At 60.6% G+C, this 11,883-nt stretch carries 6 protein-coding genes; 4 read left to right on the top strand and 2 right to left on the bottom strand.

The features are described 5' to 3' along the window. A partial coding sequence (gene nrfD, locus H6A60_RS09800; RefSeq protein WP_205104069.1) for an NrfD/PsrC family molybdoenzyme membrane anchor subunit occupies positions 1-884 on the top strand: 884 nt, incomplete at its 5' end. 287 nt (positions 885-1,171) lie between these two features. Here the strand turns inward: nrfD and H6A60_RS09795 are convergent. Further along, positions 1,172-3,679, bottom strand: coding sequence for an excinuclease ABC subunit UvrA (locus H6A60_RS09795; protein WP_205104067.1), 2,508 nt, complete (start codon positions 3,677-3,679; stop codon positions 1,172-1,174). Between the two features lie 212 nt (positions 3,680-3,891). Between H6A60_RS09795 and H6A60_RS09790 the strand changes: the two genes are divergently transcribed. Further along, positions 3,892-4,917 (top strand): threonine aldolase family protein, encoded by a 1,026-nt coding sequence (locus H6A60_RS09790; RefSeq protein ID WP_205104065.1) that lies wholly within the window; start codon positions 3,892-3,894, stop codon positions 4,915-4,917. 184 nt (positions 4,918-5,101) lie between these two features. On the opposite strand, the gene H6A60_RS09785 is transcribed toward H6A60_RS09790, so the two are convergent. Beyond that, the gene (locus tag H6A60_RS09785; RefSeq protein ID WP_205104075.1) at positions 5,102-6,217 is read right to left on the bottom strand and encodes an amidase family protein; all 1,116 of its coding nucleotides are present in this window, start codon (positions 6,215-6,217) and stop codon (positions 5,102-5,104) included. Positions 6,218-6,716: 499 nt separating this feature from the next. Between H6A60_RS09785 and H6A60_RS09780 the strand changes: the two genes are divergently transcribed. Both H6A60_RS09780 and H6A60_RS09775 read left to right on the top strand, forming a co-directional pair. Continuing rightward, complete coding sequence (locus H6A60_RS09780; protein ID WP_205104063.1) at positions 6,717-10,865, top strand: autotransporter domain-containing protein; 4,149 nt, start codon at positions 6,717-6,719, stop codon at positions 10,863-10,865. Between the two features lie 212 nt (positions 10,866-11,077). Then, entirely contained in the window at positions 11,078-11,449 is a 372-nt protein-coding gene (locus tag H6A60_RS09775; protein WP_205104055.1) for a helix-turn-helix domain-containing protein, read from the top strand. Positions 11,450-11,883 lie beyond the last annotated feature (434 nt).

Here is an 11,883-nt window from a genome sequence, read left to right as displayed (position 1 = left end):
TGACGGCTGACATGCTCAATCTCACCCAACAGGTTGCGACGAGCCACTGGGGCTGGACGATCGCGCTCTTCCTCTGGTTCGTCGGCCTCTCCGGCATGAGCCTTACGCTCAACTTCTGGCTGCGCTCGAAGAAGGTGCTCCTTCTCGCGACGGTCGCCGGTGTCGCGGGGACGCTTCTCGTCGTCTCCCACTTGACGCGCCTCCTCAACCTCCCGTTTGCGGCGATCAACGCCCTCATGGAAGGGAGTCTCAACTTCGGCAGCTGGATGTTCCTCGGGATCTGCATCCTCGCGGTGCTCTGCATTGCGACCGTGATCGAATCCTTCCTCGTCCTCTCGGCCGAGAAGAAGGGCGCGCCCACGTGCGTCGGCTGCAGCGGCGTCGCCTGGTTCAACGCGATCCTGGGCGTTGCCGCGACCGCGTACTCGGGCTTTCTTCTCACGCAGGCTGCGGGCGTTGCGCTCTGGAACACCGCCGCGCTCCCGGTCCTCTGGATCCTCTCGGGCCTTGCCTGCGCCTTCGGCCTCGTTGAGATGCTCGAAAGCGCGAAGAAGCTTGACGTCCATGCGCCCCGCGGCCTCACGACCGCTGCCGACGTCGCGCACATTGCCGAAGCGCTCGTGCTCTTTGCGTTCGTGCAGTCGGCCTTCTCCGGGACGCCGGGTGCCGTGGCTTCTGCCGAAGCGCTCGTCTCGGGCGAACAGGCCACGCTCTTCTGGGGCGGCGCCGTCTTTGTCGGCATCGTGGTGCCGCTCGTGATGAACCGCATCGGCAAGAGCCTCCCGAACCTCGGCCTCATCACCGGCGTCGCGGCGATTGTGGGTGCGCTCGCGCTTCGCGCAGCGATCCTCTTCGCGGGCTACTTCGACCCGGTGCTGATGTAGCGAGCGAGACGCCGTCGATTCGCGCTGGATGAACCGCACGCACCGTGCAGCACGGGAAGCGAATCGACGGCCCTCCGAAAAAAACTTTTCGAAGACTGTTGAAGAGGGCAATAGGGGTCGAGATTCGATAGAAGTCCTTCAATCGAAGTCACCGATTTGGTCCGAAACGGCGGGCCGCACGCGCCCCCGAGCATGTCGGTCCGCCGTTTTTGTGCAGCGCTCTTTCCTCTCAAGGAAAGAGCGCTTTTTTTCGCCCGCACGTACCCAAAGGCAGGGCGCAGCATCGATCAGATGTAGCGGCCCGTTCTGCTTTCCTTGCAAGCACGCACCTCGTCGGGCGTGCCGCAGACAACCACGCGCCCACCCGCTTCGCCGCCCTCGGGCCCCATGTCGACGATGTAGTCGGCGCTCCGTATGAGATCGAGGTCGTGCTCGATCACGATCACGGTGGCACCGAGCGAAATAAGGCGCTTGAAAACGGCGAGAAGCGTCCTCACGTCCAAAGGGTGCAGCCCGATCGTGGGTTCGTCGAAAACGAAAACCGCGTCGTCCTGAAGCCGGCCCATTTCGGAGGCGAGTTTGAGGCGCTGCGCTTCGCCGCCCGAAAGGTTCGGCGTCGCTTCGCCAAGCGTGAGGTAGCCCAATCCGAGCGCATCAAGAACGCGCAGACGTTCCGCAACGAGCTTCATGGCGGGCAGAGGCGCCACGCGCGCGATCGCTGTTTTAACGTCGGCATCCATCAGCTCCGGTAGCGTGAAAGAGTCGTCGATGAGATTCGTCCCTTCGACCTTTGCCGCGCCGAAGCGCACGTCGTCCGCGTCTTTCGAATAGCGGCTTCCTCGGCAGGCGGGGCAGGGGATGTCGACGTCGGGCAGAAACTGCACGTCAAGACTGATTGACCCCGTACCGTCGCAGACCGGGCATCTGAGCCGTCCCGTGTTGTAGGAGAAGTCTCCCGCCTTGAGTCCGAGGCGTTTCGCGTCGGGCGTTTTGGCAAACCGAGCGCGAAGCTCGTCGTGCACGTCCGCGTAAGTTGCAACGGTCGACCGTACGTTGATGCCGATCGGCGTCGCGTCGATGAGCTTCACGGCGCGGATGCCCGGCGCTTCGATCGCGCGAACATGCTCGGGGAGCTTTTCGTGCGCGAGGGATTTCGCAAGTGCCGGCACGAGACTCTCCAGGACGAGCGTCGTCTTGCCCGATCCCGACACCCCCGTCACCACGGAGAGTCGTCCCTTCGGGAAGTCGACGGCGAGGGGCTTCACGGTATGTATCGCGTCGATCGCAAGATGGATGCGGCCTTTCTCAAAGAGCTTTCCCGCAGGCACCTCGCTCGGCGTCCCCGCGGTTTCGCGCCCCGAGAGGAAAGGACCGATGCGGGAGGCGGGATCGGCTTCGATCGCGGGAAGCGTCCCCTCTGCGACGACACGGCCGCCCCCGGCACCCGCTTCGGGTCCCATTTCGATCAGCCAATCGGCGGCTTTAAGAAGCGCCGTGTCGTGGTCGACCAAAAGAACGGAGTTGCCGTCTTCGACGAGATCGTGCATCACGCCCTTGAGGCCCTCGAGATTGGCCGGGTGAAGTCCGATCGAGGGTTCGTCGAGCACGTAAAGAACGCCCGTCGTGCGGTTTCTCACCGCTCGCGCGAGCTGCATGCGCTGGCGCTCCCCCGTCGACAACGTCGCCGAGGCGCGATCGAGCGTGAGGTAGCCGAGACCAAGGGAGAGAAGGCGCCGCGCGGCGCTGTCAAAAGACGCGCAGATGCGCTCGGCCATGGGACGCATTTCTTCGGGAAGGCTTGCCGGTACAGACGCCACCCACTTCATGAGGTCCGAGAGTGTCATTCGAGCGGCTTCGTCGAGGCCGATCCCGAGAATCTTGGGCGCTCGCGCCGCTTCGGACAAGCGCGAACCCCCGCAGTCGGGGCAAGTGGAAGCCTTGAGGAAGCGCTCGACGCGCTTCATGCCTTTTTCGTCCTTGACCTTGGCGAGCGAATTCTCCACCGTTCGTACGGCGCTGAAGTAGGTGAAATCGAGTTCGCCCGCCTGTTCCGTGTTCTTCGAGCGGTAGAAGATGTGCTTCTTCACGGCGGGCCCGTCGTAGACAATCGCCTTTTCTTCGTCCGTGAGGTCTTTGAAGGGCACATCGGTGCGCACGCCCATCGCACGGCAGACGTCCGTCATGAGGGACCACATCAGGGTCTTCCACGGGAGTACCGCCCCTTCGTCGATCGTCTTCGACTCGTCGGGCACGAGCGTGCTGCGGTCGACTGTGCGCACCTGCCCCGTACCCGAGCAGGTCGGGCAAGCGCCGCGGCTGTTGAAGGCGAGATCTTCGGCGCCGGGCGCACGAAAACGCTCGCCGCAGACCGGGCAAATCAAAGGTTCGTCGGCAGCGACGGCGAGCGACGGCGGCACGTAGTGGCCGTTCGGGCACCGGTGGCTCGCGAGACGCGAAAACATGAGGCGAAGACTATTGAGGAGCTCCGTCCCGGTGCCGAACGTGCTTCGAATCCCCGGGACGCCCGGCCGCTGGTGAAGCGCAAGTGCCGCAGGTACATGACAAACCTCGTCGACATCCGCGGCGCTCGCCTGCGTCATGCGCCGGCGCGTATAGGTCGAGAGCGACTCGAGGTACCGGCGCGAGCCTTCGGCATAAAGCACCCCGAGCGCGAGCGAGGATTTGCCCGAACCCGAGACGCCCGCCACCGCCACGATTTTCCCGAGCGGAATGTCGACGTCGATGTTTTTGAGGTTGTGCACCCGTGCGCCGCGCACCGTGATGTGTGTCGCCATGCCTTTCTCCATTCTCCGCAGGAACTTTTCCGTTCTCGCTTCTACGAGCCGATCGAACATTATCGCGCGCGACGGTCCGCCTTGAACGGTCTGCGTATCGAGCGCCTACAATGAACGAACACGCCTCAAGAAAAGCCGCCGATTCGACGAAGCGTTCGATCGTCTCGGGTTCTTGAGTGCACACGAACAACACAGCCAGAAGGAAATCCAACATGCTTCGCTTTGCCTGCGACTACCAGGAAGGGTGCATCCCCGCCATTCTCGACCGCCTGATTGAAACGAACCTCGTGCAGGTCGCGGGTTACGGCGAAGACCCGTTCGCCGAAAACGCCCGCCGCATCATTCGCGAAGCCTGCGGCTGCCCGCAGGCGGACGTGCATTTCTTCGCGGGCGGCACGCAGACGAACGCCGTGACGATCCATGGCCTCCTCACGAGCTACGAGGGCGTTATCGCCGCCGACACGGGCCACGTGAACGGTCATGAGGCGGGCGCCGTCGAAGCGCGCGGCCACAAAGTGATTACGCTCCCCGGCATCGACGGCAAACTCACGGCCGAAGCGGTTCGCACCTGGATGGAAGCGTTTTTGGACGACGACAGCCGCGACCACGTCGTGCAGCCCGGGATGGTCTACGTCTCGCAGCCGACCGAACTCGGCACCCTCTACAGCCGCGCCGAACTCGCCGCCATTGCCGAAACCGCGCACGCCTTCGGCCTCAAGCTCTTCGTTGACGGCGCACGGTTGGCCTACGGGCTCGCGGCGAAGGAAAACGACGTCACGCTCGAAGACCTCGCAAAACTTACGGACGCCTTCTATATCGGCGGCACCAAGTGCGGGGGCCTCATCGGCGAAGCGCTCGTCGTCCCGAATCCGAAGGTGCTGCCGCACTTCTTCACGACAATGAAGCAGCAGGGGGCAGTGCTTGCCAAGGGGCGCTTGGTCGGCATTACGTTTGAAGTCCTGATGAGCGACAACCGCTACGTTGAAGCCGGCCGCCACGGCGTTGAACTCGCGCAGCGCCTGAAGCGTGCGCTCCTTGAAAAAGGCTACGAACTTTTTGTCGACACGCCCACAAACCAGATCTTCGCGCTCCTCGACCAAGAAACGTGCAATCGCCTGAGCGAAAAGTTCGTCTTCTCGAACTGGCAGCGCGTCGCCGACGGCCGCCGCGTCGTGCGCTTCTGCACCTCCTGGGCCACCGACCCCGCAGCGGTGGACGAACTGATTGCGGCACTCTGAGACTGAAATTCGAAGCGGGAAGCGCTGAGATCGACCGAAATCGGCCAATGCGGGGCGCTCGAACCAATCGCTCGAGGCCTGGCCGTGCTTGGTCCCGCCGGTTGAGAACCGAATAAACGAAGCTCGAACGCTTTTCTGAAGCGTTCGGGCTTCGTATTTCGAAAATTATGCGAATCGCCGACGATCAACCGGCAGCGCGATCGGCGACGGCACCGTAGAGCTTCGCACCGAGCTCGACCAAGCGGCGGTCGGTGCCCGCGGCACCCACGAGCGACAGACCGATCGGCGCACCTTCGATCGTGCCGACGGGAAGCGTGAGCCAGGGCACGCCCGCAAGCGTAGGCAGCATCAGGATTGCGCCGCCGCAAAGGAGCCGCTCGATGTGGTCGCGAACGGCTTCGATCATCGTTTCTTCATGGGCGAGATCAACGTCGGCCATCGAATGCGCAAAAGCGAATCGCTCCTTCACGCCAAGTCCGAAGCACGGGCGCTGCGTTTCGATGAAGGCGCCCCAGGTCGCCAAGATGCCTTTGCCTTGCAGGCGCTGGTACGCAGCGAGCGTTTCTTTGAGCGAATAGGGCGAAGCGCGAACGGCAGCGGATTCACCAAAGAGGTCCGCCGCCACATTGAAGGCGTCGTTAAGCGCCTCGCGGGCTTCAGGTCCGAAAGCTTCAAGAATGTCTTCTTCTGGAACGAGAAGCGCCTGCGGCTTCGGGCCGGTTCCAGCGTCGCTCGGCATCGCGCGTTCCTCTTCAGTCTTGAAGAAGACATTCGCCGTACGACGAAACGCGTCGAGCGTCTTCGTCATGAAGCCCGCCGTATCAAAGCGCGGGCAGAGCGGTGCGCAGCCTTTGAGCGAAATGCGCCCGTACGTCGGGCGAATGCCGAAGAGACCGCTCTGGCTCGCGGGACCGCGAACGGAGCCGCCCGAATCGGTCGCGAGCCCGATGTCGCAGAGCCCGCAGGAAACGGCCGAGGCAGCCCCTGAAGAAGAGCCGCCCGAAAGGCGATCAGGGGCAGCACCGTTCACGAGGGTGCCGAAGTGTGCGTTCGAGCCAATGAGCGAAAAAGCAAGCTCGTCGGTGACGGTCTTGCCGTCAAAGCGCGCCCCGGCAGCCAAAAGCATCTCGACCGCAGCTGCCGACTCCGGTTTTTCGCCCGACATCGCGAGAAGCGTCGGGCTCCCCGCGCTCGTCGGATAACCCTTCACGTCGAACATGTCCTTCGCCGTGAAAGTAAGGCCGGTGAGGGGGCCGAGCGCGGCATTCTCAACCTTGCGTTGCGGATAAGGAAGGCATATAGGCGCCCGAAGACGCTTTCGTCCAAGTCATTCTGTTCTGTCCTGATGAAAGATCAGGCGATTGTAGCGATCGGGAGCGTTTCGGGCGCGATTCGAGCAAATCGAATTCGTTCCAAATGACGGGACGTGTCGCACGAAGCGCAACGCAGGCGTCTCGCGACAGGGTAGGTCGGGCGGAGAAACAAAAGGATCAAGCAACAATAGCTCTAGATATTACGTGTCGGCCTTGCGTAAACAAACTGTTCCCTTGTTGGTGTTGCAGCAATGCAACGCATCGCGCAGCACTGGGCTGAAGGGGTGTTCGATACATGCCTAGATTTTAAAAATCCATTGGATTTTCATCTTCAAAACTCCTCGAATTACCTGTTGACATTGCTTATTTAAGTGTTATTACCCCCCCCCCCTGCAATCAGATTTCTACGATCGAGGGGTGTTCCTAACACAGCGTGCACAACTGTGACTGTGCACGTTCAAGAAATATTTCTTGGAGTTTTAAGAGATGAAGAAGAATTTCTCGGCAACGGCCAAGCGTACCCTGATCGCGTCCGCCGTTGCGTCCCTCATGGCCGGTTCCGCCTTTGCCGCCGACACCGCAGCAACGCCGGTCGAAGGGTGGGTTGAACAGCCCAAGGATTTGGCGGTCGTTGACATCACCAATAAAGGCTACGTCCTGGTCGACGACGCCAAAGGTCTGACCGGTGACTTTGCGTACAGCACCAAAGGCGAAGTGAAGACGGATGCCGTTCATTTTGCTTCCAAGAAGGCCGAGACGCAGGTCTTCTCCGGCAGAGCTTGGCTTGATAACTCAACCGGTACGGGTAAAAAGGGCGTCAAAGGCCTCGCGACGCTCGCTAAAGATGCGGTTCTCGTCAACGAAGGCTCCATCTTCGTCAAGGGCTCCGACGCCAACTTCTACATGAATCAGGCTATGCTCGCCGACCAGGGCGGCACAGTAGAAAACCGCGGCCTTATCGTGACGGACAAGGCTTACGGTATGGCAATTGGCTCCAACGGCAACGGCAATACGCTAGATGCCAATAAGCTGGTAAATGCCGGAAACGGTCGCATCATTGTGAACGGCGGTGCTGCGATGGAGCTCGGCTCGGTAGTTGATGCCTCTTCGGCCGAGAACGCCGGTTCGATCGATGTGAACTACCTTGGCAAGGATGCCAAGGTTGATTCCGTCGGCATCCTGTTCGGCATGTCCGGAACCGCGAAGGGCACCTTCACGAATACGGGTACGATCGAAGCCGACGAAGGTGCCTATGCGATCAAGGTCGACGGTGGCAATGCCGATATCAACCTCAAGGCCGGTTCCGTGCGCGGCGACATCTTGATTGGCGGCAAAGAAAGCTCTACTGTTGGTGAGGTGAATCTCACAATCAACAGCGATGCCCTCGTTGAAGGCGACCTCACGGCCAAGGGCGGCAAACTGACGCTCAAGTCGGCCGACGGCGCAGCCACTCTCAACGGCACGCTCACTGTTGACGGCGCCACCGTCACGACGGCCTACGGTACGGTTCTCACGATCGACGCACCTGCCGTCGCCCGCGTCGCGGCTCCCGATGTAGACCTCAAGAAGGGCATCTTTACCGTTGCTGAAGGCTCCGAACTCAATGCCGACACGGTCAATGTGACTGCCGGCACGGACGATTACCGCCTCCAAGTTAAGGGCGAAGCCGACATTGACACGCTCAACGTGACGGCTAGCACCCACACCGCCATCCGAACGCTCGAGGACGGCGAACTCAACATCGGCACGGTGACGGTGACCGGCTCCGGCATGGCCATTGACATGAGCGGTAGCAGCGTTGTTACCGTCAACAAGGCCATTGAGTCGACCGTTGATGCCAAGGCTGTTGCCGTCTGGGATGATTCGACGCTGAACCTTGCCGACGGCATTGATCTTGAAAAAGCTGGCAGCGCCGCTATCCAGCTCAAGGGAGGCACGCTTTCGACCAATTCCGCCGTTTATCGCAAGGACGGAAAGATTGCCGCCAATGCCAAGATCACCTCTGATGTTGGCTCGACCGTCAGCTTCACCGACGAAGCCATGACGTTCGAAGATCTTGTCGCTCTGAAGACGGTAACGGGTGCCGATCTCGAAACGCTTGCCAGCGAAATCACGCTTGACGGCAAGGTTCTCGAAAAGATGAAGCTCGCTGACTGGGCGAAGGTTGGCGGCGCTACGCTCGCCCCCGTTACGGCTGTGGTCGAAGGGAACGGCAAGATCAGCATTACCGAGCGTTTCGGTGCCAAGAATATTGAGCTTACAGGCGAAGATAGCAAAAAAGGTACTGCCGATCAGATCTCCATCGAAAATGGTGCTGAAGTTACGCTGGTTGGCGGCGCCCAAGGCACCGAGCTCGTTACGAGCTCCCACGAAACCAAGCCGATTAAGCTTGAAAACTTTTTCGTGACGGGCAAGTCCACGCTGAACCTTGGCGCTGCGAACGGAACCTCTTTCACGTACGGTACGCTCAGCGATGTTCGCCTTGAAGTCGGTTCCGAAAGTACGGTTAAAGTCCGAAACGGCGACTTCACGCTCGCCGAAGGCCTTAGCGTCAATGACGGCGCTTCGACGGTGACCGTTGCTGAAGGCGCGACGCTCCGTACGCCGGCAGATGCGCTCTCTGCTGAAGGTACCCTCACGAAAGCCTCTATCGTTAACAACGGCAAACTCAACGTCGACGGTTCGCTCTATGCACAGACAATTGACCAGAAGGGCACTCTGACTGTTGGTGGCTATTTGAACGCCAAGAATTTCTTAGAAGGCAGCAAGGACGTCACGATCAGCGGCGGTGAAGTCGTTCTGTCCGGCACGAAGCGCACGGGTAAGGACGAAACCGGATGGCAGTTCTTCACCGGCGGTGCGAAGATCGGCAGCAAGTTGGTCGCCGAAAACGATCCGGCTATCGATACCGACGATGAAGAAAAGGGGGGTCTGCTTGTCCTCGGCTCTGGTCAAGCTACTGCCGCTGCTGAAGCCTATCAGGCCGCTCATCACCTCGACAATACGCTCTGGATCGGCCAGGAAAGCCACATCGACGGTGTGACGTTCGGGGACCGTGCCACGGGCACTTGGAACGGTATGGCTGGCGTTAAGGGTGAAAATACGGTTGCCTTCGACCTGAATGCTATCGCTCAGTCGGGTTACACGGCCGGCAAGACGCTTGAAGATACGAAGCAGATCTTTAATACGACGGACGGCACGGACGTTGCTGCAGACAAGGTCTACCTCGGCAATCTTCGCAACATCAGCCAGAGCACGCTGGTCCGCAATGCCGACGGCGTTGCGCAGATCAAGCTCGGCGACGTTACGGGTACGCGCGTCGACTTCGGTACGAGCTTCTACGACGGCTCCAATGCACTCAAGGACGGCGTCCTGAGCTTCAACGTCGACAAGGAAGAACTGGCCGGTCTCTTCGAGATGGGCCTGCACAGCGCCGGTGCCGTTAAGCAGGAACTCTACGCTGTTCAGTTCGGTCAACAGATCGCCGACGCGATCATCTTCGGCTGGGATCAGATCAACGAAGACTACGATCGTGGCGTTTACAACACTGTCAAGGGCATGCTGAAGGATGGCGTCGAATTCAACGACGTGTTCAAGGATGAGTACGACAACGCTCAGTGGGTTTCCGAGCATTTGAAGGACGGGGTCGACAGCCTCGACTACTTCAACGCCATCAACGGCTACGACAACGCCTTCGTTTCGAACCTGCGCGATGCCGAACACGCCGTCACGAACATGGCGGCTCTCGGCGGTGCGTTCTCGACCGCTGTCGACATCAACAACGAAGTCTGGAAGGCCCTTGACCGCCGTACGTCGCTCGCCAACATGAACGTTGCTCGCAACGAAACGGGTGTCACGCCTTGGGTTGATGTGATCGGCACGTTCAATTCGGCCGACGGCCTCTATGGGTCTTCCGGCTACGAAGCCGACATCTACGGCGCCGTCTTCGGTGCCGACTGGACGGCTTCCTGCGGCGCCATCCTCGGTGCGGCGATCTCCGTCGGCCAAGCCGATGCGAACTCCGTCGACAACAGCACCAAGGTTGACAACGACGTCGACTTCTGGGGCGTGAGCATCTACGGTTCGCACCAGATCGGCAACGTCAACGGCAAGTTCGACCTCGGGTACATCAGCACCTCGAACGACCTCTCGGCGAACGCCGCCTACTTCGGTCGCGTGAAGGAATCGCTCGATGCCGACATCTTCACGATCGGTATCGGCGCCGAATATCTCGCTTCCGTCGGTTCGGTCAACGTCGTGCCGCACGCCGGCTTCCGCTGGTCCTCGATCGATATGGACAGCAGCAAGTACGGCGCCGACTACGACAAGATGAACCTCTTCCAGATGCCGATCGGCGTCACCTTCTCCGGCACGTTCGACATGACGGGCTGGAAGGTCGCCCCGATGTTCGACATCTCGGTGGTTCCGGCCTTCGGCGACAAGGACGCCGTTGCCTCCTACACGGGCGGCATCAGCGAATCCGTGCGCGTTGTCGACACCAACCCGATCCAGGCCACGCTCGGCGTGAACGCTTCGGTCGGCGCTTGGACCTTCGGCGTGAACTACGGCCTCACGGCCGGGTCGGATGAGCGTCTCAACAATTCGCTCAACGCCAACGCCCGCTACACCTTCTAATTTTCGTCTCCCCGATCGCTTGAGCTGATTCTCGGGCGATCGGACCCGAAATTCGAAGGGAAGAAGAGGGGAGGCAGGTCGGTTCATCCGTTCGTCCCTCCCTCTTCAAAGAGAGCACCCGCCCGTTTCTCGCCGCAGCGGGAAGCGGGCGATTTCGTACTCGGTTTTCGATCGCTTCGACGACCGAAGCCGCCTCTCATCCTCACAAAGCCATGCCGATCGGAAAAACACGCTTCACGACGCGCGGCTCCGCAACGCAGGACGACTCGCCGCCCTTGCGCATTCGTCCGGAATTCCCGTCCGCGCAAAAGCGAAGAGCTGCACTCAAGCTTTTCGAAGCCGGAATAGGCTATAAGAGCGCCGCAGCGCTCCTCGGTCTCTCGGCCTACACGGTGCGCGACTGGCACCGCAGCTTCAAAAAGGGCACTTTCAAAGTCGACCTAAACCCCAACCAGTACCGTCACGCCCCCGAAACCAAGGCGCGGGTGATCGCGCTTCGCGCCGAAGGCCGCTCGTGGCGCGAAGTGAGTGAAATGACGGGCGTCAACATCTCGACCTGCCGCTGCTGGGTCGTCTCGGGCTGAAGCAATCGTTCGACCTTTTTTCCTTTTCGCACCTCTCCGAACCATTCGCCTGCCGATCGCCGAGGGCATTTCGCTTTCGCTCAGCACGTTCTTTTTAGACGAACCGAAGCCCGCGAGCCTCATACGACAATTCGCCTACAGCCTTCCACCGGTATCAAAGACCGGATAAAAGCAGGGCACCGGACGCTGAAAACAGGCCTTTTTGCACCCAATCACCCCCTTAGGGCGAACATTGAGCACCTCTTTCGGGAGGCGAGACCGAACCGAAAAGCTTATAGTTCTCGGGTTTTGTTCGTTCGGACAGAACGGACGCACATAGAGCGGGCGTGCGGCGCAGCTTTCTCGGGAAGCGGCAGCGCCGGACGTACAAAAAGACAGTGGAACGTCAACCAAAGGAATTTCCCCGTGAAAACCACATTCAAGCCGTTCTTTCG

Origin of the sequence: Sutterella massiliensis (assembly GCF_016899755.1) — a bacterium.
Taxonomy (GTDB): Bacteria; Pseudomonadota; Gammaproteobacteria; order Burkholderiales; family Burkholderiaceae_F; genus Sutterella; species Sutterella massiliensis.
This window is presented reverse-complemented; position numbering and strand designations above follow the sequence as displayed.

Bases quoted from the DNA above. Each gene is read 5' to 3' on its own strand.
- H6A60_RS09795 (WP_205104067.1), bottom strand. From the start codon at position 3,679: ATGGCGACACACATCACGGTGCGCGGCGCACGGGTGCACAACCTCAAA.
- H6A60_RS09780 (WP_205104063.1), top strand. From the start codon at position 6,717: ATGAAGAAGAATTTCTCGGCAACGGCCAAGCGTACCCTGATCGCGTCC.
- H6A60_RS09775 (WP_205104055.1), top strand. From the start codon at position 11,078: ATGCCGATCGGAAAAACACGCTTCACGACGCGCGGCTCCGCAACGCAG.
- H6A60_RS09790 (WP_205104065.1), top strand. From the start codon at position 3,892: ATGCTTCGCTTTGCCTGCGACTACCAGGAAGGGTGCATCCCCGCCATT.